This window comes from Mycolicibacterium sp. ND9-15 (assembly GCF_035918395.1).
Classification (GTDB): Bacteria; Actinomycetota; Actinomycetes; order Mycobacteriales; family Mycobacteriaceae; genus Mycobacterium.
The window spans coordinates 3,645,851-3,670,216 of the sequence record NZ_CP142362.1 but is presented as its reverse complement, the minus strand read 5'-3'; the positions used below and the strand labels follow the sequence as shown (position 1 = coordinate 3,670,216).

At 64.8% G+C, this 24,366-nt stretch carries 32 protein-coding genes and 1 pseudogene; 18 read left to right on the top strand and 15 right to left on the bottom strand.

Going from position 1 to position 24,366, the window contains the following annotated elements; genetic code table 11:
* Positions 1-57: 57 nt before the first annotated feature.
* Both QGN32_RS17435 and QGN32_RS17430 read right to left on the bottom strand, forming a co-directional pair.
* Positions 58-978, bottom strand: coding sequence for an esterase family protein (locus QGN32_RS17435; protein WP_326549125.1), 921 nt, complete (start codon positions 976-978; stop codon positions 58-60).
* A 234-nt stretch (positions 979-1,212) separates the two neighbouring features.
* A complete protein-coding gene (locus QGN32_RS17430; RefSeq protein ID WP_326545560.1) occupies positions 1,213-1,494 on the bottom strand; it encodes a DUF732 domain-containing protein in 282 nt (93 codons plus the stop codon).
* A 369-nt stretch (positions 1,495-1,863) separates the two neighbouring features.
* Here QGN32_RS17430 and ectA point away from each other — a divergent pair, with 369 nt between their 5' ends.
* The 7 genes and pseudogenes from ectA to QGN32_RS17395 form a co-directional block, all read left to right on the top strand.
* Complete coding sequence (gene ectA, locus QGN32_RS17425) at positions 1,864-2,406, top strand: diaminobutyrate acetyltransferase (RefSeq protein ID WP_442791721.1); 543 nt, start codon at positions 1,864-1,866, stop codon at positions 2,404-2,406.
* Positions 2,407-2,423: 17 nt separating this feature from the next.
* A complete protein-coding gene (ectB, locus tag QGN32_RS17420; RefSeq protein ID WP_326545559.1) occupies positions 2,424-3,713 on the top strand; it encodes a diaminobutyrate--2-oxoglutarate transaminase in 1,290 nt (429 codons plus the stop codon).
* 32 nt (positions 3,714-3,745) lie between these two features.
* Positions 3,746-4,141, top strand: a complete 396-nt coding sequence (locus tag QGN32_RS17415; protein ID WP_326545558.1) for an ectoine synthase — start codon at positions 3,746-3,748, stop codon at positions 4,139-4,141.
* On the top strand, positions 4,138-5,052 hold the full coding sequence (gene thpD / locus QGN32_RS17410; RefSeq protein ID WP_326545557.1) for an ectoine hydroxylase: 915 nt from the start codon (positions 4,138-4,140) through the stop codon (positions 5,050-5,052). Before QGN32_RS17415 ends, thpD begins: the two co-directional genes overlap by 4 nt.
* Positions 5,053-5,118: 66 nt before the next feature.
* Positions 5,119-5,481, top strand: coding sequence for a hypothetical protein (locus QGN32_RS17405; protein WP_326545556.1), 363 nt, complete (start codon positions 5,119-5,121; stop codon positions 5,479-5,481).
* 287 nt (positions 5,482-5,768) lie between these two features.
* A complete protein-coding gene (locus tag QGN32_RS17400) occupies positions 5,769-6,479 on the top strand; it encodes a hypothetical protein (protein ID WP_326545555.1) in 711 nt (236 codons plus the stop codon).
* A pseudogene (locus QGN32_RS17395) lies at positions 6,476-7,043 on the top strand (Type 1 glutamine amidotransferase-like domain-containing protein); the annotation flags it as partial. The gene QGN32_RS17400 and the pseudogene QGN32_RS17395, both read left to right, overlap by 4 nt.
* Positions 7,044-7,067: 24 nt before the next feature.
* On the opposite strand, the gene QGN32_RS17390 reads toward QGN32_RS17395, so the two are convergent.
* Positions 7,068-7,616, bottom strand: a complete 549-nt coding sequence (locus tag QGN32_RS17390) for a TetR/AcrR family transcriptional regulator (RefSeq protein WP_326549123.1) — start codon at positions 7,614-7,616, stop codon at positions 7,068-7,070.
* A gap of 190 nt (positions 7,617-7,806) precedes the next feature.
* On the opposite strand from QGN32_RS17390, the gene QGN32_RS17385 reads away from it, so the two are divergent.
* From QGN32_RS17385 to QGN32_RS17375, 3 genes are all read left to right on the top strand, one after another.
* Positions 7,807-9,027 carry a cytochrome P450 gene (locus tag QGN32_RS17385; protein ID WP_326545554.1) on the top strand — a complete coding sequence of 407 codons (1,221 nt, stop codon included), beginning with the start codon at positions 7,807-7,809 and terminating at the stop codon, positions 9,025-9,027.
* Between the two features lie 501 nt (positions 9,028-9,528).
* Positions 9,529-9,651 (top strand): hypothetical protein, encoded by a 123-nt coding sequence (locus QGN32_RS17380; RefSeq protein ID WP_326545553.1) that lies wholly within the window; start codon positions 9,529-9,531, stop codon positions 9,649-9,651.
* A 56-nt stretch (positions 9,652-9,707) separates the two neighbouring features.
* Complete coding sequence (locus QGN32_RS17375; protein ID WP_326545552.1) at positions 9,708-10,610, top strand: proline iminopeptidase-family hydrolase; 903 nt, start codon at positions 9,708-9,710, stop codon at positions 10,608-10,610.
* A gap of 33 nt (positions 10,611-10,643) precedes the next feature.
* Here the strand turns inward: QGN32_RS17375 and QGN32_RS17370 are convergent, their stop codons facing one another.
* Both QGN32_RS17370 and QGN32_RS17365 read right to left on the bottom strand, forming a co-directional pair.
* The gene (locus tag QGN32_RS17370) at positions 10,644-11,261 is read right to left on the bottom strand and encodes a hypothetical protein (protein WP_326545551.1); all 618 of its coding nucleotides are present in this window, start codon (positions 11,259-11,261) and stop codon (positions 10,644-10,646) included.
* A 63-nt stretch (positions 11,262-11,324) separates the two neighbouring features.
* Positions 11,325-12,119 (bottom strand): PaaX family transcriptional regulator C-terminal domain-containing protein, encoded by a 795-nt coding sequence (locus QGN32_RS17365; RefSeq protein ID WP_326545550.1) that lies wholly within the window; start codon positions 12,117-12,119, stop codon positions 11,325-11,327.
* A 60-nt stretch (positions 12,120-12,179) separates the two neighbouring features.
* On the opposite strand from QGN32_RS17365, the gene QGN32_RS17360 reads away from it, so the two are divergent.
* Complete coding sequence (locus tag QGN32_RS17360; RefSeq protein WP_326545549.1) at positions 12,180-13,349, top strand: aromatic ring-hydroxylating oxygenase subunit alpha; 1,170 nt, start codon at positions 12,180-12,182, stop codon at positions 13,347-13,349.
* A 35-nt stretch (positions 13,350-13,384) separates the two neighbouring features.
* On the opposite strand, the gene QGN32_RS17355 is transcribed toward QGN32_RS17360, so the two are convergent.
* Genes QGN32_RS17355 through QGN32_RS17340 form a run of 4 tightly spaced genes read right to left on the bottom strand, consistent with a single transcriptional unit; the run spans position 13,385 to position 17,400 of the window.
* Complete coding sequence (locus QGN32_RS17355) at positions 13,385-14,620, bottom strand: NAD(P)/FAD-dependent oxidoreductase (protein WP_326545548.1); 1,236 nt, start codon at positions 14,618-14,620, stop codon at positions 13,385-13,387.
* Positions 14,621-14,674: 54 nt separating this feature from the next.
* Positions 14,675-15,781 (bottom strand): transaldolase, encoded by a 1,107-nt coding sequence (gene tal, locus QGN32_RS17350; protein WP_326545547.1) that lies wholly within the window; start codon positions 15,779-15,781, stop codon positions 14,675-14,677.
* Positions 15,781-16,506, bottom strand: coding sequence for a helix-turn-helix transcriptional regulator (locus QGN32_RS17345; protein ID WP_326545546.1), 726 nt, complete (start codon positions 16,504-16,506; stop codon positions 15,781-15,783). Before QGN32_RS17345 ends, tal begins: the two co-directional genes overlap by 1 nt.
* Before the next feature lie 48 nt (positions 16,507-16,554).
* Positions 16,555-17,400 carry a patatin-like phospholipase family protein gene (locus QGN32_RS17340; protein ID WP_326545545.1) on the bottom strand — a complete coding sequence of 282 codons (846 nt, stop codon included), beginning with the start codon at positions 17,398-17,400 and terminating at the stop codon, positions 16,555-16,557.
* 127 nt (positions 17,401-17,527) lie between these two features.
* Between QGN32_RS17340 and QGN32_RS17335 the strand changes: the two genes are divergently transcribed.
* Positions 17,528-18,007: a DoxX family membrane protein gene (locus QGN32_RS17335; protein ID WP_326545544.1), complete on the top strand. Its 480-nt coding sequence runs from the start codon at positions 17,528-17,530 to the stop codon at positions 18,005-18,007.
* A 284-nt stretch (positions 18,008-18,291) separates the two neighbouring features.
* Here QGN32_RS17335 and QGN32_RS17330 read toward each other — a convergent pair whose 3' ends face one another.
* From QGN32_RS17330 to QGN32_RS17315, 4 genes are all read right to left on the bottom strand, one after another.
* Positions 18,292-18,747: a nitroreductase family deazaflavin-dependent oxidoreductase gene (locus QGN32_RS17330; RefSeq protein WP_326545543.1), complete on the bottom strand. Its 456-nt coding sequence runs from the start codon at positions 18,745-18,747 to the stop codon at positions 18,292-18,294.
* 75 nt (positions 18,748-18,822) lie between these two features.
* Complete coding sequence (locus QGN32_RS17325) at positions 18,823-19,185, bottom strand: carboxymuconolactone decarboxylase family protein (protein ID WP_326545542.1); 363 nt, start codon at positions 19,183-19,185, stop codon at positions 18,823-18,825.
* 39 nt (positions 19,186-19,224) lie between these two features.
* On the bottom strand, positions 19,225-19,659 hold the full coding sequence (locus tag QGN32_RS17320) for an OsmC family peroxiredoxin (protein ID WP_326545541.1): 435 nt from the start codon (positions 19,657-19,659) through the stop codon (positions 19,225-19,227).
* A gap of 92 nt (positions 19,660-19,751) precedes the next feature.
* Positions 19,752-20,336 (bottom strand): DUF5994 family protein, encoded by a 585-nt coding sequence (locus tag QGN32_RS17315; RefSeq protein WP_326545540.1) that lies wholly within the window; start codon positions 20,334-20,336, stop codon positions 19,752-19,754.
* 74 nt (positions 20,337-20,410) lie between these two features.
* Here QGN32_RS17315 and QGN32_RS17310 point away from each other — a divergent pair, with 74 nt between their 5' ends.
* Both QGN32_RS17310 and QGN32_RS17305 read left to right on the top strand, forming a co-directional pair.
* Positions 20,411-21,163: a helix-turn-helix transcriptional regulator gene (locus tag QGN32_RS17310; RefSeq protein ID WP_442791720.1), complete on the top strand. Its 753-nt coding sequence runs from the start codon at positions 20,411-20,413 to the stop codon at positions 21,161-21,163.
* Entirely contained in the window at positions 21,163-21,531 is a 369-nt protein-coding gene (locus QGN32_RS17305; RefSeq protein ID WP_326545539.1) for a DUF488 domain-containing protein, read from the top strand. The genes QGN32_RS17310 and QGN32_RS17305 overlap by 1 nt, the downstream gene beginning before the upstream one ends.
* A 38-nt stretch (positions 21,532-21,569) precedes the next feature.
* Here QGN32_RS17305 and QGN32_RS24310 read toward each other — a convergent pair whose 3' ends face one another.
* Positions 21,570-21,716 (bottom strand): hypothetical protein, encoded by a 147-nt coding sequence (locus QGN32_RS24310; RefSeq protein WP_442791719.1) that lies wholly within the window; start codon positions 21,714-21,716, stop codon positions 21,570-21,572.
* Between the two features lie 66 nt (positions 21,717-21,782).
* Here QGN32_RS24310 and fdxA point away from each other — a divergent pair, with 66 nt between their 5' ends.
* From fdxA to QGN32_RS17285, 3 genes are read left to right on the top strand one after another with little or no spacing between them, the layout of a single operon-like run.
* Entirely contained in the window at positions 21,783-22,127 is a 345-nt protein-coding gene (gene fdxA, locus QGN32_RS17295; protein ID WP_326545538.1) for a ferredoxin, read from the top strand.
* Positions 22,127-22,882, top strand: coding sequence for a helix-turn-helix transcriptional regulator (locus tag QGN32_RS17290; RefSeq protein ID WP_326545537.1), 756 nt, complete (start codon positions 22,127-22,129; stop codon positions 22,880-22,882). The genes fdxA and QGN32_RS17290 overlap by 1 nt, the downstream gene beginning before the upstream one ends.
* Entirely contained in the window at positions 22,879-23,175 is a 297-nt protein-coding gene (locus QGN32_RS17285) for a hypothetical protein (protein WP_326545536.1), read from the top strand. The genes QGN32_RS17290 and QGN32_RS17285 overlap by 4 nt, the downstream gene beginning before the upstream one ends.
* A 101-nt stretch (positions 23,176-23,276) precedes the next feature.
* Here QGN32_RS17285 and QGN32_RS17280 read toward each other — a convergent pair whose 3' ends face one another.
* On the bottom strand, positions 23,277-23,930 hold the full coding sequence (locus QGN32_RS17280) for an SDR family oxidoreductase (RefSeq protein WP_326545535.1): 654 nt from the start codon (positions 23,928-23,930) through the stop codon (positions 23,277-23,279).
* A 66-nt stretch (positions 23,931-23,996) separates the two neighbouring features.
* Between QGN32_RS17280 and QGN32_RS17275 the strand changes: the two genes are divergently transcribed.
* A complete protein-coding gene (locus tag QGN32_RS17275; protein ID WP_326545534.1) occupies positions 23,997-24,335 on the top strand; it encodes an ArsR/SmtB family transcription factor in 339 nt (112 codons plus the stop codon).
* Positions 24,336-24,366: the final 31 nt, after the last annotated feature.

Here is a 24,366-nt window from a genome sequence, read left to right as displayed (position 1 = left end):
CTCAGCGCACCGATCTCGCATCGTGGGTGTTGAGCTGGATGGACAGACCGGGACCTGTCAGGGCCGGTCGGCTCCGAGAATGCGCACGAGGTCGGGCTTCATCGCCTGTAGCTGCGCGCCCCAGTAAGCCCAGCTGTGCGTCCCGTCCGTCGGAAAGTTGAAGACCGCGTTGTGGCCACCCGCCGCGAGGTACTTCTGCTGGAACTCCTTGTTCGTCGACAGCGTGATGTTCTCCAGGAACTGCGCGCTGTACTGCGCGCCGAAGTCCGCGCCGTCGTCGAGTTCAGAGGTCGCGCCGTTGCCGCAGTAGATCCACAACGCGGTGTTGTTGGCCACCAGCGCGTTGACGTTGACCATCGGGTCGTTGCGTCGCCAGGCCGGATCCGACGTCGGCCCCCACATGTTCGTCGCGCTGTAACCGCCCGCATCCTTCATCGATAACCCGATCAGCGTGGGCCACAAGCCGTTTGAGGGATTGAGATAGCCCGACAGCGAGCTGGCGAAGATGAACTGCGCCGGATGCCAGACGGCGAGGGTCAACGCCGCACCGCCCGACATGGACAGCCCCACGACGGCGTTGCCGGTCGGCGCCTGTCCTCTGTTGGCCGCCAACCACGCGGGCAGTTCCTGGGTCAGGAAGGTCTCCCATTTATAGGTGACGGTGCCGGCGGTTCCCGCCGCCGGTTGGTACCAGTCGGTGTAGAAGCTGGCTTGTCCGCCGACCGGCATGACGACCGAGATGCCCGACTGGTGAAACCACTCGAACACCGCAGTGTTGATGTCCCAGCCGCTGGCGTCCTCTCGGGCCCGCAACCCGTCGAGCAGATACACCGATTGCGGGCCACCGCCTTGGAACTGCACGCGGATGTTGCGGCCCATCGACGGAGATGGTACGTCGAGGGTTTCAACCGGCAGGCCGTCACGCGAATACGCAGTCGCCGAAGGGGTTTGGACCGCCACCCCCGCGAGCATCAGCATCGCGAACAGCACCGCGCAGAATCTGCCGACTGACGATTTCACGCGGGCAAGCTAGCAACCCGATAAAGCCGTCGGCCGTGCGCCACGCGCCGCTTGACCAGCTTGTTACCAAACCTCGTCCGCAGAGTCGCCGGTTCGGCATGACCGGCGATTTCGCCCAGCTTCCAGTGTGCATTCAGATCGTGAATTCGCCCGTTGAGAGGCTGTTCGCGTTCTGTGCAACTGGCCTTCGGGTCAGCAGCCGAGTTCGACGACAGCGCGGCTGACGATGTCGCCGGCGGCCTTGATCGAGATCCCGAGAGAGTCGCGGACCATGATCACCGAATCGGAGGCGGGCACTCCGCTTCTCGCGGCGGCGCAGACGTCGTGACCCGCGGTGATGAGCTGTTCCGCGGTCAGGAAGACGTATCGCTCCCGCAGCTTGCGCACGAACTCCGACTGGTCCGCCGCCGCAGGCGCGGCGAAGGCGACTGCGGTGGCGATAGCGGCGATCCACACTCCGATGATGCGTCGCACGAGAAAACTCCTCCAATAGTTCAGTCGGCTTTACGGCGCTCATCGCATTGGCTCCGCATTGACGGTCGCGTCATATTACCGATCGCCAGCGCATCGAAGCGTTTTCCGCTCCGTAGATAACGATTGAATAACAGACCGATCACGTGACACGTCTCACCCGGCGCGGCATCGGCGCAGGTGACTCCCGCGCCGACAGGCCACGACGGCTTCCGTGCAGAGCCATCGAAACTTGCCTGTCATTTTTTGCTGGCATACGGTCACGGCGCCGATGACGTAGCTGATGAGACTCGATGACTTTGTTCGGTGGTGACAACGCAGGTGACTATTCGTGCGCGTCGTGACCGGGGACCCACCTCGGACGCGTGGCCTATGGGGCCGAAACCGACGGCACCCCAAGCACTTTCCTGGACGCGCTTCCTTCGGCCACCCGATGATGGCGACGCCATCGCGATGCACCGTCTGATCGCCGCGACAGAAGTGCTCGATCTGAATTCCACTTATACCTATCTTCTGACTGCCACCGACTTTGCCAGTACGTCAATAGTGGCCGATAGAGACGGCGACATCTGTGGGCTGATCACCGGCTACCACCCGCCGGCGCGACCGGAGGTGCTCTTCGTCTGGCAGGTGGCCGTCGCGACAACCGCCCAAGGGTCCGGGCTCGCCAGCGCCATGCTCGACACCCTCGTTCACCGGGTCCGGAGCAACCGACGGGGTCATCCGGTCACCGTGGAAGCCACGGTGTCGCCGAGCAACTCGGCGTCGCGAGCATTCTTCGGCGCTTTCGCGCGGCGGCACGGCGTGCCTCTCCTCGAGGAGCCCCGTTTCACCGCCGCACAGCTGGACGCCGATCAGACCCACGAGGACGAACCGACGCTCCGCATCGGACCCATCACCAGGCCATTGGACTGACACCCCGGAAAGGACACATGTCAACGCCAGCAACGCTCCCCCGTCCCGACGAATCCGACCTGCCCGAGGTCTATGCCTCGGTCGAATCGGAGGTGCGCAGCTACTGCCGGGGGTGGCCGACGACGATGGCCGTCGCCCGAGGCTCCTGGGTGACCGACACCTCGGACCGCCGGTACCTCGACTTCTTCGCGGGCGCCGGTGCGCTGAACTACGGCCACAACAACGCTGAACTCAAGCGGCCACTGATGGACTACCTGGCCAACGACATGATCGTGCACTCACTCGACATGGCGACGTCGGCGAAGACGGAGTTCTTGCAGCGCTTCGAGCAACTGATCCTTCGGCCGCGCGGCCTCGATTACAAGGTGCAGTTCCCCGGTCCGACGGGTGCGAACGCCGTCGAGTCGGCGCTCAAACTGGCCCGCAAGGTGACTGGCCGCGAATCGATCATCAACTTCACCAACGCATTTCACGGCATGACGCTGGGGGCACTGTCGGTGACCGGCAACTCGATGAAGCGAGCCGGGGCAGGTATCCCGCTGGTTCATGCGACGCCGATGCCGTACGACAACTACTTCGGTGGCGCCACCGAGGACTTCCACTGGTTCGAGCGGGTGCTCGACGACTCGGGCGGCGGGCTCAACCGTCCCGCGGCGGTGATCGTCGAGACCGTGCAGGGAGAGGGCGGCCTGAACGTCGCCCGGATGGAATGGTTGCAGGCGCTTGCCGACCTGTGCAGCCGACGCGAGATTCTGCTCATCGTCGACGACGTGCAGATGGGGTGCGGACGAACCGGCCGGTTCTTCAGTTTCGAAGAGGCCGGAATCGTCCCCGATATCGTCACACTGTCCAAATCGATCAGCGGATACGGCCTGCCGATGGCACTGACCCTGTTCCGCAGAGAGCTGGACGTGTGGGCACCCGGTGAGCACAACGGCACGTTCCGTGGCCATAACCCGGCCTTCGTCACTGCGGCCAAGGCGCTCGAAATATACTGGCAAACTGAGACATTCGCAGATGACACCCTCGCCAAGGGTGAGCAGATCCGCGCCCGGCTGGAGAACATCGCCGAACGGTATCCGGGCGTCGGTGCGCGAGGACGGGGAATGGCGCAGGGACTCAAGTTCGAGGATGAGCCGCTGGCGGCGGCGGTGTGCCGCGCGGCGTTCGAACGTGGGGTGTTGATGGAAACCAGCGGTCCGTCGGACGAGGTCGTCAAGCTGCTCCCGCCGCTGACCACCTCCGAGTCAGACCTCGATGCCGGCATCGACGTGATCGCCGAATCGGTCGCCGCAACGCTTTCCTGATCACCCTCATTCGCTACGAAAGGAGCACGACCGTGATCGTGCGTACTACCGACCAGATCACCGGCACCGAGCGTGACGTGTCTGCGAAGGACTGGAGATCCAAGCGCATCGTCCTGGCCGGTGACGGCGTCGGCTTCTCGTTCCACGAGACCACCATCAAGCCGAACTCCGTCAACGAATTCCACTATCGCCACCACGTCGAGGCGGTGTGGGTGGTGGAGGGCACCGGCACGCTCACCAACCACGAGAACGGCGAGGAGCACCCGTTGCGGCCGGGCACCATGTACCTTCTCGACGGCCACGAACGCCACCGTGTCACGTGCGATACGCAGCTACGGATGCTGTGTGTGTTCAATCCGCCGGTAACCGGCCAGGAGGTGCACGACGTAACCGGCGCCTATCCCCCTCCGGTGGTGCAGACTAGTTGAGCGACAACAGATTTGTCGTCCGCGAAGACAGGTATCCCACCCGCCTCGACGAGCCGGCCGACCCCATCCCCCGCGCCGAGCCCACGGTCTGGGGCAGGGAGCCGGACGGTCCGCTCGACCAGGCCGACCTGCAATCGATAGCCGCCGACGGCTATCTGATCCGCCGGTCGGCGGTCGGCGACAACTGGGTGTCGACGCTGCGTGACGAGTTGAACCGCATTGGCGCCCAAGCCGATCCCCGTGATCCGAGGATCATCCGGGAGCCCAGCGGCAGCATCCGGTCGGTGTTCCAGCCACATCTGTTCAGCGATGTGATCGCCGAGGTCATCACGCTCGACACCGTCTTGCCGGTAGCCCGTCAACTGCTCGGCAGCGACGTTTACCTGCACCAGGCGCGGATCAACCTGATGCCCGGATTCACCGGGACCGGTTTTTACTGGCACTCCGACTTCGAGACCTGGCACGCCGAGGACGGCATGCCTGCGATGCGGGCCGTGTCCTGCTCCATCTCGCTGACCGACAACTTCCCGTACAACGGTTCGCTGATGGTGATGCCGGGTTCGCATCGGACGTTCTATCCGTGCGTCGGGGCCACACCGCGCAACAACCACACGTCCTCGCTTGTCAAACAGGAGATCGGGGTACCGAGCCAGGCCACTCTCGCCGAGGCTGCCGCACGCCATGGCATCGATCAGGTCACCGGTCCCGCCGGAACGGTGCTGTGGTTCGACTCGAACCTCATGCACGGGTCGGGTTCGAACATCACGCCGTTCCCGCGCTCCAACGTCTTTCTCGTGTTCAACTCCATCGAGAACCAACTCGTGTCGCCCTTCGGCGCGGAAGGCTCGAGGCCGGAATACCTGGCCGCCAGGGACGGCCGACCATTCAGCACGCTTTCACTCGTACAGTGAGCGTTGGCGCTCGCCGCGATACGGTGGGTCCAGGTTGAACCGATCCCACGAGTGAAAGGGTGGCCGATGAGGTCCATCTCGCTGTCGGCGCGACGATCGATCATCGCCGGCGGGTTCGTCATCGCGGCCATGGCACCGGTGCTGGGCGTGGTCGTCTCCGTGCCGTCGATTCCGGCTTCGCAACTCGCCAACTGCCCGGCCGGCGAGGAGGAGGATCTCTACGCCGGCCAATGTGTGCCTTACCTGGTGCCGAACTCGCCTGCCGGCGCGGCCGCAGCCAACTCCGCATGCCCGCCGGGAGTGAGCGGCGCCGAGTGCGGCGGGTCGACGGGCAACCAGGTGGGCTCCCCGAAGCCGCGGATGCCCGCGCCGGTTCCCCCGCAGGAACCCGAACAGGAACTCGCAGAGGTCGTCACGCCCGGTTACTAGCGGACGGCGCTCACGCGCTAGTGGACTCCGACCGGTGGCCGGAATCCGACGGGTCACGCCGGTACCGAGGTCGTGACGACCACGTCGCCGACGGGGGCGGACACGACGACCACCAGCGGCAACAATGGCGGCGACACCGGAAAACCTGGGGGTCCGGGCCGGGAGGCTAAGAGGCGATAAGTAGTACTTCGCCGGTCGACGGCCCCGGGGCATCGTTGCGCCGCGGCTACCGACCGTTTTCACTGAACCAACAGAAGCGTCGGTCACGCTCAACTACTTTGGCTGGTGTGGAACCACCCCACAGCCTCGTCCGGGATCCAACCTCTTCGGTGGTCCACCACCGGGACTATCTCAACCACGACGATCGACAGGCTTTCTGCGGCGTTGAGTTCGACAGCCCGGCGGCGCTGGTCAGGGCAACTGCCGAAGTGGCGATCTGTCCCGACTGTGAGGCGAAGTTGGCGGAGTATCACGTCAGGTGGTGGCGCGAGCGAGCTCAGGCCGCCGAAGCAGAGCTCGAGGAACTCCGCATCAAGTACCGCGATCTGTCGGAGGCAGCGGATCGAATGCGCCGCCGACAGGTCAGCACGGAAGGTGCGCAGGCTCCAGGGCAAGAGGAGCCGCAGGGCGCCCCAGCCGCCGGGCATGACGAAAAGGAGCCGACCTCCCTCCTCGATCAAGCGCGCGCGGAGTTGATGGGACTCTGTCGGCAATGCGACGGGACCGTACCCTATTGGCGGCTCAAAGCCGCGATGCAGGCGTTCAGCGACAAGCTGAGCTCCGACGAACGAGTGCTCCTTGCTCAGGAGATCGGTGCTGACGGATCCCTGATCCGATGGTGCACAACGGAAATCGTCAACCGGGGATGGCATGTCACCAACAGCCCCGTACAGGAGGAATCCGAGGCGATGTGGGACGCCTGGACCCGCGATGCGTACCAGACGCCCAAGAGGACCAAGTGGCGCCTGGGGCGGCCCCGATCGCAGGACGCCAGTTGACGCTGTCTCACAAACGTCAACTGCAACCGCTCTGTCTGCTGGCGGACAGTCAGCTGCTGTTCTCCGAAGCGGCACGACCGACTGCTCCTCGAGGCAGCCCTCGACGGGTTGGGTCAGGACACACCGCTTTTGTCCGGAGCGTGCCGATTTGATCGTCCTCGCGGGAGGTGATGTGCGTCTGGGCTGGAACACGTTCGAGAAAGCCGGTATGAAGGATGTCATCGGGGACCGATACGCCCAAAGCGGCGGTCCTGGTGGGCATTTCGGCCCGGCCCGGTCCAGCTCGGACGCTATGCGATCGCCGAGGCGCCGCAGTCCGCCGAGACCGAGTTGTTCGATGTGTTCGGGTTCGTTCCCGTGGTCATCGACATGCATGACGAGCGGGCCGAGTAGGAGCGGCTGTCACACACGGTCAAGGTGCTGGAGGGCGCGGCCACAGGCCTCGGAATCCCCTCTGGGGGTGGAATCGCGCACGCGGATGCCACCATCGAGCCTCTGCGGCATCCCGCGCATGAATTTCGTTACGAGGACAACCGCGTCGTGCACTCGCTGTTGTGCCCGGGCAACTCGAACCCGCAGTGGATGGAGTTACTCGGCGAATGCCGGGGCGATGAAGCGCCGCAGCAAGTGCTCCTCGCCCTGCCCGTCGCTCGTCGGCCAGTAGGCGAAAGACACGACTACGCGCACGATCCACTGCGCAGCCTCGGGATCGTCGTCGGTGATTCCGGCGAGTTCGGCCGCGAGATGCCCTAGTAGGGGCGAAGAATGCAGCTCACCCAGGTGAGGAGCGCTGCTCGTGCTAAGCATCAATCGCCGCATGGGATCGGCCCTGATCTGGTCGAGAGCCACCTTGATCGCGCGAATGACCCGGTCCGGTCCACTGAGCCCCTCGACGGCGTGCCGAACGGTTTGGATGACCCCCGCGGCCAGGCGCATCAGCACCGCGTCACGTATCTGCGCCTTCCCTCCGGCGTAGCGATAGATCGTGGCTCGCGAACAATGGAGTCGCGCTGCCAGGGCGTCGATGTCGAAGGCGTCCAGTCCGTTCTCGACAACGAGTTCGGTGGCGGCTCGATAGATCCGGTCGGCCGCAACGTCGCGACGGGCGCAACCGACTATCCAGTCGTCGCGAGTCATCGGGGGCCGGCCTCTCTGCATCGGTTCTAGGGTATTTTCTCAGGTGTGAGACAAATGTGGTGGTCATTCTCACGATCTGCGCAGGCCACCGAGTGTGCGATGAGACGAGGTCGCCACACTGCCCGTCTTCGGTGTTTCGAATCCATCGGCATCCGTTGACTCAGAGCCTGTTCGTCGCGAACGTTGAGGGATGGCATCCCCGGATGGTGCGCTCGGCCTCGCACTCTTCGACGATCGGTACATCCAGGATCCGTATCCGCTCTACGCGCAGATGCACCGGACGGGACCGGTCCACCGCATCGGAGAATCGGAGTTCTTCGCCGTCAGCAGTTGGGATGCCGTCACCGAGGCGATCGACCGCAGCGAGGACTTCTCCTCGAACCTGACGGCGACCATGGTCTACCAGCCCGGGTGCGGTGTGTCGGCATTCCCGGTCGGCGAACTCGGCGGCGCCACACAGGCGCTCGCCACCGCTGACGAGCCGTTCCATGGCATTCACCGCAAAACGTTGCTGCCGCAAATGGCCGCCAAGCGCATCCGCGCCTTCGAGCCGTTCATCGCGGACACCGCCACCGAGTTATGGAACAGCAACGCCAGCAACGGAAGCGTCGAATGGATGGGCGCGATGGCCAACCGCCTGCCGATGATGGTTGTCGGGAGGATCATCGGTGTGCCCGACGTTGACATCGACAAGCTCATCCGGTGGGGGTACTCGGCCACTCAAGTCGTCGAGGGACTGGTCACCCGGGAGCAGCTGGAAGCCGCCGGTATTGCCGTAATGGAACTCAGCGGCTACATCACCGAACAGTTCCAGCAGGCGGCGACCCACCCGCAGGACGATCTGCTGGGCGACCTGGCGACAGCGTGTGCCGACGGCGCACTGGATGACATCGCGGCACTAGCCATGATGATCACACTGTTCAGCGCCGGCGGGGAATCCACGGCATCGCTGATCGGTTCCGCCGCATGGGTTCTCGCGACCCGCCACGACGTGCAACAGCAGGTGCGCGATGATCCGCAACTCCTCGGCGCATTCCTCGAAGAGACCCTGCGCTACGAGCCGCCGTTTCGCGGTCACTATCGCCATGTGGTGAACGACACCGAACTCCGCGGCGTCGAACTGCCATCGGGCTCACGACTTCTGCTGCTCTGGGGTGCGGCCAATCACGACCCGACGCACTTCGACGATCCGGACCAGTTTCGATTGGATCGCGCTTCCGCGAAGGGGCACATCAGTTTCGGCAAAGGCATTCACTTCTGCGTAGGCGCGGCTCTGGCCAGATTGGAGGCCAAGCTCGTGGTCAGCCTATTGCTTGAGCGGACAACCCTGGTCGAAGCGAGGGACGTTGGCCGCTGGTTGTCGAGCCTTTTGGTGCGCCGTCTCGAACATCTGGACTTGGCTCTTGCATGACCGGCAACATCGAGCGAAATGGTGAGCAACCGCGCCGCGATCAGCGTCTCTCGGCCGCCTTCGCCATCTCGATCCGCTGCATCGTCGTCGGATGCGTGCCGCGGAGGATCTGCGCCCATTCCGGCGGCGTGGGATCAACCAACCCCGTCACGTGAACCGCCGCTGCGCCGAATGGCAGTCGCCGGGTGATCTGTGACGCGCCGAGACAGCCAATCGGCCTCCGTCTCGTAGCGGCGTGAGATCGAGTTCTGTGCCGGCAGTACCAGAACGGAAAGTGCGAACGCACACACCAGGGCCAGTGGAACAACCGCTGGGTCACGTATGCCGCCTCGGCGCTCGGTGGCCCAGGCGATCGCCGCCAGGACCGGGATTGCGAAAAGGGCGAACCACACCACGCCCGTCCAGACGTGACTGCGGGCAAGTTGTGCCAACTCGGGCGGACACCCAAGCGATTTCGCCGTCCGTGAAGCGGCCGTCCAGCAGCGTGTCGTACAGGACGACATGGCGGGTCTCATCTCCGACGCCCACGTCACGAAGCACGCGTTGGAAGCCGTGCTCTACGCGGTCTGGTGTCTCGGCGACGTCGTCGGTTATGTGTCCAGCCTGGGGAAGACCGGGGCCTGAATGCTGGTGAAACGGACCATCGACCATCCGAGCTATCACAAGATTGGGGGCATGACATGGCAGCCGGTCGCAGTCCTGCGGCGATGATCGACGAGCAGCGCTTCATCGCGGTGGAAGACGAGCTGCGCGTCTGGACCCGTCGACTGGGCGGTGGCGCGGAGGACGAACGCGCACCCCTGCTGGTCCTGCACGGCGGGCCGGGATTCCCGCACGACTACCTCGAGAATCTGGCAGCGCTGGCCGGGCCCCGACAGACCGTGGTGTTCTACGACCAGCTGGGGTGTGGGCGCTCCGACTGCCCTGACGAACCCGAACGCTGGCGGCTGCCACGCTTCGTCGCCGAAATCGACAGCGTCCGTCGGGCGCTTCGCCTGAATCGCGTGGTGCTGCTCGGTCAATCCTGGGGCGGCATGCTCGCCATCGAATACGCGCTCACCCAGCCCGCCGGCCTGGTCGGGCTGGTCCTGTCCAACAGCACCTCCAGTGCCCCGCTGTGGGGTGCCGAGGCACAACGCCTGCGTGCCGACCTGCCACCCGACGTGCAGTCCACGCTGGCGCGACACGAGGCCGCAAAAACCACCGACAGCCCGGAATACCGGGCAGCGATCGAGGTCTTCTATGCCCGCCACGTCATCCGCGTGCAATCGATGCCCGACTCTGTGCGTCGCAGCTTCGACCGTCTCGGGCAGCCCTACTTCGTGATGTGGGGGCCCAGCGAATTTCACGTCACCGGCAATCTCGCGGACTGGGATCGAACCCAGCGGCTCGCCGAGATCCGCGTGCCGACGCTGCTGATCTCGGGAGAACACGACGAGTCCACCCCCGCCATCAACCGCGTGCTGCAACGCGGCATCCCCGGGGCGCAGTGGATACTGCTCGAGGGCTGCTCGCACCTCGCCCATGTCGAGGCACCGGAACGCTACCTACGCGTGGTGCAGGACTTTCTCGATTCCCTGTGACGAACGGATTTCGTAATCGGTGCAGGTACCGACTCAGCACCAGTTGTAAACGACGTTCCAGTGACCGTCCCGATACGTGGCGACGAAATCTCCACCGAGAGAGCGATCCGCGTCTTGAATCGTCCCCGAGCCGCCGTCGTTCACTCTGAAGCCCGGCGCGTTCCAAGTGATTGCGACGATATCGGCCACGGCGTCGCGGGTCGCGTCGCAGTCGGCCAGCTTCTTGTCATATCCCTGTTCGATCGCTGACTCTGCGCTGGCCTGATCGCCGGAAACCGGTCCGGAAGAATAGGTACCCGGAGCCGGCAAGCTGTTCGGTGAAGAGGTGGTCGCCGTAATGCTGGGCGAGGGCGTCATCGGTGTGCCCGAAGACGGCTCGTCGCTGTCGCTCTGGTTGCATGAAGCAACGAGTGCGACGACGAGGGCACCGACCCCCACCCTGAGCAAGACGTGTCGTCCTGCTCGAGCCGCACTGCCACCGAATCGCACGAAGTTCAATGCTACGCCGATGAGGCACTCGCAGCATGCAGGCTCCGGCTGATCGACTGTCACAGCACCGGCGATGTCGAGGCGTGCCGCGCGCACGCCGGAGGAATGGCCGTAAGCAGTGTCAAAGCAGAGGCAGCACAAGCGAACACGTCCGCCGGCCATGCTCCCGGAGTACACCACGTCGATGCTCAGAACATTCGTCAGCGCCGACGTTGGTCAGGTCGGTCAGCGGAAGGCAGTGCTCAGTCGTTGCTTGTACACCTCGTCGAAGCGACGGTAGGCGCTGCGCAAGTCCTGGCCCGGCCAGTCCCTCGGGACGAACTCAGCGGGTAAGAGCGGGTCGAGTTGAAGATGACGGACGGCGGCGACGGACAACGCGAACCAGTATGCGAAGTCGTCGGTCGCAACAGCTTCGGTCTCGATCTCGTCGCACAGGGCGCGAATGATCCGCCGCGCGTCGACCGCCCAATGCTGAAGGCTGAAAAGGGATCTGACGGTTTCGGCGGGGATATCGGTCGCGGCGTCGTGGAAGTGGACGCATTGCCGGTCCAGCACCGCCCGCAGCACCGGCGACCTGTCCCGATCCAGATTGTCCGGCCGAATCCAGACGCCTTGCCGCAGCTCGACGAGGTGCAGTCCCGTTGCGGCTTTCCGCAGCGCAAGTCGGTCGGCCGCCGACCGGCGGTCCAACGACACCACGGCCAGTTCCCAGGTGCCGTCCCACGACCGAATGTCGGCGTCCCGGGATGCCGCGTCGACGCGTTGGCGCCGCTCCAACAGGCCACCCGCGAGCGTGTAGGTGCCGTCGTCGCTGGTGAGTTCCCCGTTGGAGACCATGCGCCACAGACAGGTGCGAGCGGCGCCGTCGCTGATGCCGAAAAGCGAAGCCATCGCGACGAGTTCACCGACCGTGAGGTGGGGTTCGTCGGCGCCCAGCAACGCTGTCGCGAGGACGGATCGAGCACTGAACGAGAGGTCACCGATCAGATCGGCTACCCGGCTGCGGCGCTCATCGGACACGCGGTCATCATCTCACGATCTCATTGACGCGTGGTGAGTACAGTGTGATACTTCTTCGGTATGAGCATCCCGACCACGGCGTCGGTCGCCGACGATGTCGAGATCGTTCGTCGCATCTTTGCGCATATCGACGCGGGTACGACCGACGAAGGCGATGCCTGGCGCGAACCTGTCGAGAACTATTTGGACCCAATCCGATTCGTAAACGAGCTCGAGACCCTGCGCGCATTCCCGAGCGTGTTCATGCCGTCGGCAACCATTCCCAACGCCGGCGATCATGCCGAACGTGTCACGTTCGGAGTACCGCTTTGTGCGGTACGCGACCGGGACGGTCGCGCCCGGGTATTTCGCAACTCCTGTCGCCACCGCGGTATGGCATTGGTCGAGGGGCCGGGATGCTCCCGCGCGCTGGTCTGCCGCTATCACGGCTGGACCTACCGCCTCGACGGCTCACTCTCCCACGTTCCCCACCCCGAGGCGTTCCCCGACCTGGACGTGTCTGCCCGCGGGCTCGTCGAGGTCGACAGTCGTGAGGTCGACGGCCTGATCATCATCGGCCCACTGTCACCGCCGCCCGATCCGCAACGCGCCGACACCGCGATGGCCGCCCTGGCCGACGGCAGCCCGTGGCGCGCCAAGCTGCTACCCGCAGACCGGCTTTTCACCGTCAGGCCGGCCCTGCGCGCGATGAACTGGAAGGTGCTCGTCGAGCAGTTCCTGGAGGGCTACCACATCCGCACGACGCACAAGGAGACGTTCTACCCGATTCAATACGACGATCTCAACATTGTCGAAGCGTTCGGCCCGAACACCCGAATCACCTTCCCCTACCAGAACATTGAGCGACTGCGCGAGCGCCCCGAATCCACCTGGAACGTAGGTCACCGGGTGACCTACGTGTACCACCTTTTCCCGAACGTCATGGTTGCGACGTTCCCGAACCAAGTGCTGGTGATAACGATCGACCCGATCGACATCGACCACACCACCGTCACGATCTACGCCATGGTGACACCCCACGTGGCGGAGCGGGTGTCCGCCAGCCCGGAAGACGCCGCGGGGTCGCGAAACCTCCTCAACGCCGGAGGCATAGAAGACAACGAGATGTCCGAGGGCGTCCAGCGGGGTCTGCACGCAGGAGCCAACGCGTTCGTGGAGTTCGGCAGGCACGAGAGCGCGATCGGCCGCTTCCACGCCACGCTCGACGAGCGACTGGCGGGCAGCCGATGAACGATCACCGGCACATCACCTAGGAGCAGTGCGTCTCACTTACTCGACAGCAACTCCTGCCAGGGGGCTGCGGGGTCGGCCAACTTCGCCGAATCGACCTGGGCACCGGAGCGCACCAACCCCTCGATGGCCTCGGTGACGTCCCAGACGTTGACGTTCATCCCCGCGAGTACCCGCCCATCCCGCATCCAGAATGCGATGAACTCGCCGCCGGCGACATCGCCACGGAACACGACGGTGTCGTAACCGCCGCCGTCGACGTAGCCGGTGTATTCCATCCCGCTGTCGTACTGGTCGGAGAAGAAGTACGGCACCCGGTCATACGACACGGGCTTGCCGATCATGTTCGCGGCCGCAACGGGTCCTTGGTTCAGGGCAGCCGACCAGTGCTCGAGCCGCAGGTGGGTGTCCAGCGTTGGGTAGTAGGCATTGGCGACATCCCCGGCAGCGAACACATCGGGGTCGACGGTGGCCAGGTGTTCGTCGACGACGATCCCGTTGTCGATCGGCAGCCCGGCTGCTTCGGCCAGCTCGGTGTTGGGTGTGATGCCCACGCCGACCACGACGGCGTCGGCCTGCACTACACCGTCAGCCAAGCTGACACCGGTCACTCCGCTGCTCGCTCCGACGATCTCGATCACCTCCGCGTCAAGCCTCAGGTCGACACCGTGGTTGCGGTGAAGGTCAGCGTAGGTGGCGGCCACCTCGGGCCCGAGCACCGTCAGCAGTGGCAGCTCTGATCTCTCGATCAGGGTCACATGGCACCCGGCGGCCCTCGCAGCGGCCGCCGTCTCCAAGCCGATCCAGCCGGCTCCGATCATGGCCACCCGCTGTGCCGAATCGAAGGCCGCACGCAGTCCCTCGCTGTCGGCGACCCGGCGCAGGTAATGCACGCCACCCAGCTCGGCGCCGGGCACGCGCAGGTGCCTCGGCGAGGAACCGGTTGCCAGGAGCAGCTTGTCGTAGCGGAGCTCTTCTCCGCGTTGGGTTTTCACGGCATGGTCAGGCCGATCGATTTCGACGACTCGTGTGCCGACGCGTAAATCGATATCGTTCTCGGCGTACCACTCGGGCGGATGAACGTAGATTTCTTCGCGCTCGGATTTGCCCAGCAGGTAACCCTTTGACAAAGGCGGTCGGTCGTACGGTCGGTCGTTCTCGTCCCCGATAAGCACGACCTTTCCGCCGAAATCCTGAGCGCGTAGCGCCTCGGCTGCCTTGGCACCCGCCAGTCCGGCGCCGACGATGACGAACGTTTCCTGTGCGCTCATCTGTCTCACATCCTTCTTCTGTTTGCTTCCGTTTCGCCGGCGATCCGACGGGACTCAATGTTGTGCCAGCTCGTGCGCCCTGTCGCGCAGTGTGTTCAGCAGCTGGGCAAATGATTTGTGGAAACCGTCGACGCCTCGGCCTTCGAGCGTGCGGCCGACCTCGTCCATATCCACTCCTACCGTCGCCAGGTCCTGCATGACTCGATCTGCCTGCTCCACGTCCACGTCGACGCTGCGCGAGACGGTGCCGTGATCCTCGAATGCGGCGATCGTCGCCTCGGCCATGGTGTTGACCGTGTCCGGGCCGATGAGGCTGTCGACGTAGAGCGTGTCGGGATAGTCGGCATTCTTCGTCGACGTCGACGCCCACAATGGCAGTTGCGGACGCGCACCGAGGGCTGCGAGTTCGTTCCATCGCTGGCCGCTGAACCGGTCCCGGAAAAGCCGGTACGCGAGACGCGCCTGGGCGACCGCCGCACGCCCCCGAAGCGCTAGCGCGTCCTGACCGCCGATCTGTTCGAGCCTCTGGTCGACCTCGGTGTCGACGCGGCTGACGAAGAACGACGCAACGCTTCGAACCGTAGCGACATCACCACCGCGTGCCGTCAGGGCTTCCAGACCGTGTAGATAGGCGTCGATCACTTGCGCGTAACGCGCCAGCGAAAAGATCAGGGTGACATTGATGTTCAATCCCGCGCCGATCAACGCCGCGATCGCCGGGATGCCCTCGGCGGTTGCCGGGACCTTCACGAACAGGTTCGGCTCGCTGATCCGCTGGTGCAGTTGGCGGGCCGCGGCGATCGTGGCGTCGGTGTCTCGCGCCAGCTCCGGAGCAACTTCGATCGATACGAAACCATCGCTGCCGCCCGAGTTGTCGTAGACCGGGCGCAAGACGGTGAGCGCATCGGCGACGTCCTGCACAGCAAGTTCCCAGTACGCGTCCTCGACGGCATAGCCCTGCGCGATGAATGCGGCGAACTGGGCGTCATAGGCATCGGAACCTTCGATCGCCTTGGCCAGGATCGTGGGATTGGCTGTCACGCCGCGTATCCCACCGGCCACAAATCCGGCCAGGGTGCCGTCGCGAAGGTAGGGGCGGGTGAGGTTGTCGAGCCACGGGCTCTGCCGCTGCTCGGCGTAAAGCCGTTCCAACCGTGTCATCATTGAGCCTCTCGCTCGGCGGGTGTGGTCTGCGTCTGCGACCTGCCTGCATGCCGGGATCCCAGGCCGTGCAACACAACACAGCATCGGTCGGGGTGTGGGCTGAGCTCCGCGAGCGCCTGCGGATGACCACAACCCGCGATGACCCCCTCGACCAGGCGCAGGTTCAGGCCACACACCACCTCTCGGTGGTCACGAGCCACCATATGAAACGGACAATTTCGCAGGCTGACGCAATCGTCGTCGTCGACGTGGGGCAGATAACCACAACTGCGCAACGCCGCGATTACGTCCCCGCCAGATTGTGCTCCCGCACGCTGGCCGGCTTCGAGCGCGACGCCGTTCACCGCCGCACGTACTGCGCCACCGGCATCCTGCTCGACCGCGGCGACGAGCAGCCTGGCGAGGAGTTCGTAATCGCGGGGCGGCACGCTGACCGTCATCTCTCGCGAGGCGCGTGTGTAGAGCTTTGCAGGGCGCCCAGCCCCCGGTCCGGCACGCCCGGTGAGGCGTTGATAGCTGATAGTCAATATGCCGGCGTCGGCCAGCTTGTCCAGATGGTAAGCGGCAAGGGTCCGTCCGATCCCCACAGCCGCAGCAGCCTGCTCCCGCGAAATCGGTCCATCGCTTTCGGCCACGTACTCGTACAACCGGCGTCGTAGCGGGTCCTCGAGATGGCTCAAAGCAGTCAATGCAGCCAGATCGTCGGGTCGATGGGTGGACATACTCAACTCTAACACCAAAATAGATTGACAAATAGGGCCCGTAGCCGCTCAGTGACGGTGCGGCGCGAGCAAGGCTGCCTGACCGGTTGTCGGACGGGGCTTCGCCAGCCACTCGCGCGTCCCGGTATGCGATCGCTCGACGAGCTCGGCCGAGTGCGAGAAGTCCACCGGTGATATGCCGATCGGGCAGGGCTGCGGGATCACGCGCAGGTCGACCGAGCCCTCGAAGCGGGCGATGTCGACGGCGAGGCGTTGATTGATGGCGAGATTCAACGCGTGCAGGCCCATCGCCAACGCTCCCTTTGGCGGCTTGGACAGTGCGCAGGAGTAGCCCGTCGGCAGTACCCAGACCCGATCGGCTCCGAGCGCGATGGCATGTGACAGCGGGGTGTTGTTCACGACACCACCGTCGATGAGGTACCGCCCATTGATCTTCACCGGCGGGAAGGCGGCGGGGATGGCGGCGCTGGCCAAGATCGCGTCGATCGCGTCTCCCGACGACAACAGGACGTCATGGCCCGAGAGCACGTCGGTGGCCACCACGTGGAGGGGAATCGGCGCATCCTCCAGCCGGGAGAACTCGAGGTGGTCGGTGAGGAGCCGCCGCAAACCACTGTCGGGCAACAGGTTCGGACGCCGACCGAGGAAGCCCAGGAGCCCCAGGATCGGGCGGGTAGGGAAAACGTCGTTGCGCGACAGCGACGCCCACAGGTCGGCCAGCGCATCGACGCCGGCACGGTCGGGCCGCGAGGAGATCCACCCGCCGTTCAATGCGCCGACGGATGTGCCGATGATCAGGTCCGGTGTGGTCCCTGCGTCGGCCAGGCCGCGCAGCATCCCGACCTGGACCGCCCCGAGGCTCGCGCCCCCGGACAGCACGAATGCCGTCGTCATGTCGGACTCAGATCGGCGGGTCGGTGGATGGGCATTCCCCAAATCTAACATCAAAAAGTCTTGACAAATAGTCGGCGGGGGAAGACTCTAAAAATGTGTCCTATCACTTTTACAAGGAGGCCTCGAGATGACCACCTCACGTTCGACATCTGTACCTGCCGGCGTCCTGGACCGCGCCCGCAGCGATCCCGCCTATGGCGCGTTTCTGCTTCTCCGGGTTGGGTTTACGGTGCTACCGATTCTCATGGGCCTTGACAAGTTCTTCAACCTGCTCACTACGTCTCCGGCGAACTGGGAAGGCTATCTGGCCGGCTGGATCGCGGACCTGAGCCCGCTCAGTCCGGCTCACACGATGATGGTTGTCGGCGTGATCGAAATCGTCGCGGGCATCGCCGTTGCGATCAAGCCGCGATACGCCGCTTACATCGTCGCCGCCTGGCTCGCCGGCATCATCGTCAACCTGCTGACATTCTCCGGCTTCTACGACATCGCCTTGCGTGATCTCGGCCTGCTGTTGGCCGCACTGACACTAGGTCGGCTGGCCTCGCTGTATGACCCGGCCTGGGGTCGGCACACCGTATCGGCCACCAATTCCCCTGTCGCATAGGTGCTTCACCCACCGCCGCGCTCACCCGTCGAGCCCACTTGCTTCGGCGGGTGGACGGGGAATCTCGTGCCTGCCGAGAGGAAGCCGACCCATGCGACTCGCCGCCGCGGAAATCGCCGCCGCCTTCCTCCGAGCGCTGGGGATCTCGCTGGAGTCGGAAGTCTCGGCGGCACCGCCGGCCGGATGGCGCGGGGCTACGTCCGCATGACTGGGCACGTTGCGCGACGACGCTCGCTCACGCCAGGAGTTCTTCGCGCTCATCGGCGTCACCACCTGACCCGAAGCTAGGTCGACTCACAGATCACTACCGGAATCACCCGATCGGTCCACGATTGGTATGTGGCCCACCGCGGATTGTGCGCAATGAGTCGCGGCCAGAGTCGTGTGCGTTCCGCGTCGTCGGCGACGCGAGCGCGCATGGGGCGCTTTTCGGCTCGGATCTGCACGTGCACTTCGGGATTCGCACGGAGGTTCAGAAACCACATCGGGTGCTTGGGCAGACCGCCCTGTGATGCCACCAGGACCACGCGAGCACCGTCTGCCAAGAATATCAGTGGGCTCGTTCGGGACAACCCGCTCTTGCGGCCCGTTGTGGTCAACAGACACAGCGGAATCCCCAACTCGTGGCCGCCGATGCGTCCACCGGTGGCGCGATAGATCGCTGCGTTCGACTTGGACCTCCATTTCATAAGCCGTGGAGCCAGTATCGAGAAGAGAGCCGGCGGCCTCTTGGATGACATATTCCTCGTCCTGTTTCAGTCCCGGGCGAGCAGTTGGCGCCGTCGACGCTGCGTGCGCATCAAAGCTGGTGGTCTTCACGACCGTCCGTCGGCGGTGTGACGGTGACCGCTGCCGTTGTCCATCGCGTTGATCGCCAAGGTGGCGTGCGCGAAGGCTCCCCCGGCCCGCATCTCGGCGGCCACCCAGATGGCTTCCATGATCTCCTCCGGGGTGGCACCCTTGCGGCCGGCCAGTTTGGTATGGCCGGTGATGCAGAACGGGCACTGCGTGACGTGTGCGACCGCCACTGCGATGAGTTGTTTGGTCTTCTCTGGCAGCGCGCCCTCCGCGAACACGGCCTTGCTGAAACCTTCGAAGGCGTCGTGAATCTCGGGTGCGAGCGCCTTACGGCGGGCAGAGACCTCGGGGGTGGTGGGTTGATAAACGGAGTCGGACATGTGATTCTCCGATCGGTTTCGTGTCCATCGGTGAGCGGATCACGCCAATGCGGCGTCGAGACTGATGGGCACACCCGTCAACGCCTTGCTGACCGGGCAACTCTCCTTCGCGGCCTGGGCGGCCTTGCTGAACCCGTCGGCGTCGAGCCCGTCGACCGCTCCGCGGACGGTGAGCTTTATCCCGGTCAGTTTGAATCCCGGCGAGTCCGGGCCGAGTGAGACTACGGCCGTGGCATCCAAGCTCTCTGGCGTTGCGCCCATCTCTGCGATCACAGCGGACAGCTGCATGGCGAAGCAGGCCGAATGCGCGGCAGCGATCAGCTCTTCGGGACTCGTGTTGCCGTCGGCTTTCTCGGCGGCGCGACTGGGAAACGACATGTTGAACGTCCCCACACCCGAGCTTGTCAGCTCCACCTCACCCGAACCCTCCTGCAAGCTTCCCTTCCACGCGGTACGTGCGCTACGGCTAGGCATTGTCGCTCCCGTCCTCTCTCTGTTATCTCAATGACCGGGCAGCGTCTGCGGCCCGGTCCTTCGTTGGTGCAGCCAGGTTCTGCGCCATGCCGTCAAGCATGCTGCACCGTGGGTCTTGTTGTGCGCAGGTCGATCTCGCCGACCTCGTGGTCTAAGCGCCGGAGCGCGCCCCCTTCGGTCTCCCAGCGCTGCTGGGCGATCAGCGCCTGACGCCGATCCTCGGCCTCGTGTTCATCGATACCGAGCAATTCGTCGGCGGTGGAGCAATCATCGGGATCGGCCGCTGTCGTCACAGCCGTGTACGCGAGTGCGGGTTTGATGTACGGAGGGACCACAAGCAGAACCAGCGTCCCGAATTGTCGGCCGATCACGGACAGGATGTTCAGCGACTCGTCGCGAGAGGCCTCCAGCAGGACCGGGTGGCCCCCCGCCTCGATACGTAACGGCCCTGAGGCCCACAGATTCTCGTCGTACACGACCCGCTCGACATGGCCCAACCTAGACGTGAGGTCGACGAGTAGGCCGGGAAGTTCGGTGGCCAACTGCGTCGACCGCGGCCACCAACCACCATGGACGAATCCCGAGCGCTGACCGCGCGGCTTCAACCGCAATCGGAGGCCTTCTGCGGTCGACGGGCTTGGCTGGACGGCGAGCGTGTGGAGCGTGGACACAGACATGTTTACTCTTCGTTGAGGTGCCAGTATTATAACGGAAGTATATCCGCTAAAAAGGCCGAGGGATAGGGGTCGAGGTGAACGAGGAAACCGATGCCCGGGCCGGGCGGCAGCGGCGGAACCGGTTGCCGCGCAATCGACAACGTGAACGAGTGCTTACGATGGTGCGCGAGCACGGCGATGCTGTCGATGCGCTCGAGCTGGCCGCAGAAATCGGCGCGCATGTGACCACGGTGCGGTTTCATCTGGACTCGCTGTGTGACGAGGGCGCGATCGTGCGCACCAGGCTGCCCCGGGCGGGCAAGGGCCGGCCACGAACCGGCTACCGGGCGGTCCAACAGCGGGTGGATTACCGGATTCTGGCTGAGATCCTGGCAATGGAGTTGGGACGGAACGTCCACACACGCGCTCGCCGTGCGCAGCATGCCGGGCGAAAGTGGGCCGCCCGCATGGCGACCCCCGAGGAGTCGGATGCCGATGCCGTCGAGACGTCGCCCGCGACCCACGCCGATGACGTCCTCGACCGCGCGGCCGTACGCACCACCGTAGCTTTCACCGGCATGGGATTTGCGCCCGAACTCGTTGCCCGCACCCCACCGGTGCCGAGGCCGGAGCGGATCATTCGGCTGCACGCCTGCCCGGTCAGGGATCTCGCCCGGACGCGCCCGGAAGTGGTGTGCGAGATACACCGGGGATTGCTGGAGGGTCTGGTGGCCAAGACGCCGGTTGAGGAATGTCAACAGAAGAGCCGAGGTCCCGCGCTGTCGGCGCGCCTCGAGCCGTTCGTGGAGCCCGAACTCTGCGTGGCCAGACTCGTGTCAGGCAAGTGATGACCCGCCAGCGACATGTCCGGGTGCGCCGGATCTATGACCCGGCGTCGGCCGACGACGGCACCCGCATCCTGGTGGACCGGATCTGGCCCCGCGGCATGACGAAAGCCAGGGCGCAGCTGGATGAGTGGTGCAAGAACGTCGCGCCGTCCACCGAACTGCGCACCTGGTATCGCCACGATCCGAAACTGTTCGACGAGTTCGCGCGTCGCTACGGCGAAGAATTGGCCGAGTCCGCCCGTGCCGATGCGCTGGCGCATCTACGCGACTTGGCGGATAAGCACACGCTGACGCTTCTCACTGCGTCCAAAGCGGTTGATATCAGCGAAGCGGCGGTCCTTGCCGATCTGCTCGCCGAACGGCATTAGCGTCCGCGGAAGCGGGGCGCGCCCAGCTCCCTGAACAATCACCCCGGCCCCGGATAGGCGAGGACGACCCGTCCGTGGCCGGGGTCGCAGCCGTCGACGAACGTGACCCCGTTCTCGACATGGGTGTAGGTCGCCGCCGGTGTCACTATGTTCCAGGTGAAGATCGGCATCCGAAACATCGTCATGCCTCGACCGGAGAATTGCTCCGCAGATACTATTACTACGAGTGTCAATTGTAGTAATGTTGGCATATGACCTACGTGATCGGGCAACCTTGTGTCGACATCAAGGACCTTGCCTGCGTTGAGGAGTGCCCCGTCGACTGCATCTACGAGGGCGGTCGGATGCTCTACATCCATCCTGACGAATGCGTGGACTGTGGGGCGTGCGAACCGGTGTGCCCGGTGGAGGCGATTTACTACGAAGACGACCTTCCCGCGTCGCTGGAACCCTATACCGCGGAGAACGCCAAGTTCTTCACCGACACCCTGCCAGGGCAGGAACGACCTCTGGGATCACCGGGCGGGGCGGCGAAACTCGGCGCTCTTGACGCGGACACCGAGATGGTTGCGGCCCTTCCACCGCAGGCGACCTGATGCCCATCGACGCGACACCGAAGAGTCCGCCTGTTGGTTCCGGGCGTCGCGACGTCATCCTGGCGCTGCTGCGCAACTCGACTGCGCCGCGCAGCATCGCCGATATCGCCCGAGAAATGGGATTGCATCCCAACACCATTCGTTTCCACCTCGACGCCTTGGTCCGCGCCCAGCGTGTCGAGCAACTGATAGGCGACACCGCCGGTCCGGGGCGACCGCCAACGCTCTTCCGGGCGTTGCGCCGGATGGACCCAGCCGGTCCGACCAATTACCGGTTGCTCGCCGGCATCTTCGCCGACTACTTCGCCACCAGTGCCGATGATCCCGGCGGAGCCGCGGCCGAGCTTGGTCGCTCGTGGGGCACGTCGCTCGTCGAACACCATCGCAGTCGGGCTCGGTCCAAATCCCAGACCGTTTCGGCACTTACCGACCTGCTCGGTGACCTCGGGTTCAAACCCGAACCGCCCCGCAGTCGGCGTGCAGCACAGATCCGACTGCGGCACTGCCCATTCCACGAGCTGGTCGACGAACACGGCACCATGATCTGCGCGGTACACCTCGGGCTGATGCAAGGGGCGCTTGACGGGATGCGCGGCCCAGTGACCGTCGACCGGCTCGACCCTTTGGTTGAACCGGACCTGTGTGTGGCCCACCTCGCGCCCGCATCCGCCGGGAATGAAGGTGACGGTTCCCGCGCGCATCCCGGTGAGCGGTCGTCGCGGCGGCGAATCTCTGGAAAGGAGCAGCGATTATGAGCACCAATGACCCCGCCATCGAAGCGCTCGGCGATCACGATTACCTCGTACATATCCCCCAGGACGAGGACCTCATCGCCATCCGGATACGAGCCAACCCCGAGGCCGTCGCCCGCATCGCCGGGCCCCACGCCGACGAAACCAGCGTGGTCGCTGCGACCGTGACCTACCTGACCGTGCGCCAACGACCCGATGACTTACCCGAACAACTGGACCTCGACGACGTCATCGCCGCCTACAGCGACTACGTCGACGAACTGCAGACCAAGTTCGGCCATCCGATGAATGCATAGGTGATGCGAACGAGGTGTCGTCCGGCAGGCACCGGAGAGCGATCGGCCGTTCCTGCGCCAATCACGACGGGTAGTTCGCGTGCAGCCGACGAGCCGATACGTCACGCCCCCTGAGACAACGCTTCGGCGATCGGTACGCCGCCGTTGTTGAACTCGATGGTGCGCCCGACGGTCGTGTCGTCGGCCAGGCAGGCGGCGGCGACCAACGCGACGTCCTCCCGGGACACCTCGCCACCGGCGGCGTCGGGGCCGACGGCGATGCGCCCAGTCGCCGGTTCCAGGGTCAGACTGCCCGGCCCGAGAACCGTCCACTTCAGGCCGCTGGCCCGCAGATGCGCATCTGCAGCGGCCTTGGCCTCTGCGTAGGGATAGAACGAGTTGTCCTTCGGTACACCGTGATTGGGCCCAGCACCGAAGTAGGACACCATGATGAGCCTGGGCACTCCCGCCTGCTCGGCGGCATCGATCACGCGGATGGCGGCGTCTCGGTCCACCGCATAGGTGCGTGTCGGATTGCCGCCGCCGGCGCCCGCGGAGAACACCACCGCGTCATGCCCGCCGGCAAGCTCGGCAAGCGCATCGGTGTCCATCCGCTCGATGTCGGCCACCACCGGTTGGGCCCCGGTCACCAGAACTTCCTCGGAGTGATCGGGGTTGCGGAACACCGAGGTCACCTCGTCCCCGCGGCCACTGAGAATTCGCGACAGATGCAGAGCGACCTTGCCGTGGCCACCGATGATCAGAGTGCGCGCCATGACTCCACGGTAGCCGTTGTGAGATATTCCTTGACAGGAATATGTCATGGCGCGTATTTTCGCAGTGTGCAGTCGACGGTCTTCGGCGCTCTTGCCGAGCCAAGCCGCCTGAAAATCGTCGAATTGTTGCGCGCAGGACCGCTTTCGGTGGGCGAGATCGCGGCGACACTCGAGATTCGGCAACCGCAGGTGAGCAAACACCTTCGAGTGCTGGGTGATTCGGGGATCGTCGCCGGCCAGGCCGTGGCCCGACAGCGGATTTACCGCCTCGAGGCAGCACCGTTCGAGGAGATCGGTCGCTGGGCCGAATCCTTCGCGCAACTGTGGGAGGCCCGCCTCGACTCGTTGGGCAGATACCTCGAGTCCATCACCGAAAGGACGGAAAACGACCCGGACGCCCGCTGATCGCCTCTTCGACACGCTTGTCGACCGACAC

Excerpts from the sequence above, each read along its gene's own strand:
- QGN32_RS17375 (WP_326545552.1), top strand. The coding sequence starts at position 9,708 with ATGGCAGCCGGTCGCAGTCCTGCGGCGATGATCGACGAGCAGCGCTTC.
- QGN32_RS17305 (WP_326545539.1), top strand. The coding sequence starts at position 21,163 with ATGACCCGCCAGCGACATGTCCGGGTGCGCCGGATCTATGACCCGGCG.
- ectA (WP_442791721.1), top strand. The coding sequence starts at position 1,864 with ATGGGGCCGAAACCGACGGCACCCCAAGCACTTTCCTGGACGCGCTTC.
- QGN32_RS17340 (WP_326545545.1), bottom strand. The coding sequence starts at position 17,400 with ATGACGACGGCATTCGTGCTGTCCGGGGGCGCGAGCCTCGGGGCGGTC.
- QGN32_RS17335 (WP_326545544.1), top strand. The coding sequence starts at position 17,528 with ATGACCACCTCACGTTCGACATCTGTACCTGCCGGCGTCCTGGACCGC.
- tal (WP_326545547.1), bottom strand. The coding sequence starts at position 15,781 with ATGACACGGTTGGAACGGCTTTACGCCGAGCAGCGGCAGAGCCCGTGG.
- QGN32_RS24310 (WP_442791719.1), bottom strand. The coding sequence starts at position 21,716 with ATGACGATGTTTCGGATGCCGATCTTCACCTGGAACATAGTGACACCG.
- QGN32_RS17325 (WP_326545542.1), bottom strand. The coding sequence starts at position 19,185 with ATGTCCGACTCCGTTTATCAACCCACCACCCCCGAGGTCTCTGCCCGC.
- QGN32_RS17315 (WP_326545540.1), bottom strand. The coding sequence starts at position 20,336 with ATGTCTGTGTCCACGCTCCACACGCTCGCCGTCCAGCCAAGCCCGTCG.
- QGN32_RS17290 (WP_326545537.1), top strand. The coding sequence starts at position 22,127 with ATGCCCATCGACGCGACACCGAAGAGTCCGCCTGTTGGTTCCGGGCGT.
- QGN32_RS17385 (WP_326545554.1), top strand. The coding sequence starts at position 7,807 with ATGGCATCCCCGGATGGTGCGCTCGGCCTCGCACTCTTCGACGATCGG.
- QGN32_RS17355 (WP_326545548.1), bottom strand. The coding sequence starts at position 14,620 with ATGAGCGCACAGGAAACGTTCGTCATCGTCGGCGCCGGACTGGCGGGT.
- QGN32_RS17380 (WP_326545553.1), top strand. The coding sequence starts at position 9,529 with ATGGCGGGTCTCATCTCCGACGCCCACGTCACGAAGCACGCGTTGGAA.
- QGN32_RS17390 (WP_326549123.1), bottom strand. The coding sequence starts at position 7,616 with ATGACTCGCGACGACTGGATAGTCGGTTGCGCCCGTCGCGACGTTGCG.
- QGN32_RS17320 (WP_326545541.1), bottom strand. The coding sequence starts at position 19,659 with ATGCCTAGCCGTAGCGCACGTACCGCGTGGAAGGGAAGCTTGCAGGAG.
- QGN32_RS17330 (WP_326545543.1), bottom strand. The coding sequence starts at position 18,747 with ATGTCATCCAAGAGGCCGCCGGCTCTCTTCTCGATACTGGCTCCACGG.
- QGN32_RS17285 (WP_326545536.1), top strand. The coding sequence starts at position 22,879 with ATGAGCACCAATGACCCCGCCATCGAAGCGCTCGGCGATCACGATTAC.
- QGN32_RS17360 (WP_326545549.1), top strand. The coding sequence starts at position 12,180 with ATGAGCATCCCGACCACGGCGTCGGTCGCCGACGATGTCGAGATCGTT.
- QGN32_RS17280 (WP_326545535.1), bottom strand. The coding sequence starts at position 23,930 with ATGGCGCGCACTCTGATCATCGGTGGCCACGGCAAGGTCGCTCTGCAT.
- ectB (WP_326545559.1), top strand. The coding sequence starts at position 2,424 with ATGTCAACGCCAGCAACGCTCCCCCGTCCCGACGAATCCGACCTGCCC.
- fdxA (WP_326545538.1), top strand. The coding sequence starts at position 21,783 with ATGACCTACGTGATCGGGCAACCTTGTGTCGACATCAAGGACCTTGCC.
- QGN32_RS17345 (WP_326545546.1), bottom strand. The coding sequence starts at position 16,506 with ATGTCCACCCATCGACCCGACGATCTGGCTGCATTGACTGCTTTGAGC.
- QGN32_RS17405 (WP_326545556.1), top strand. The coding sequence starts at position 5,119 with ATGAGGTCCATCTCGCTGTCGGCGCGACGATCGATCATCGCCGGCGGG.
- QGN32_RS17435 (WP_326549125.1), bottom strand. The coding sequence starts at position 978 with ATGCTGATGCTCGCGGGGGTGGCGGTCCAAACCCCTTCGGCGACTGCG.
- QGN32_RS17370 (WP_326545551.1), bottom strand. The coding sequence starts at position 11,261 with ATGGCCGGCGGACGTGTTCGCTTGTGCTGCCTCTGCTTTGACACTGCT.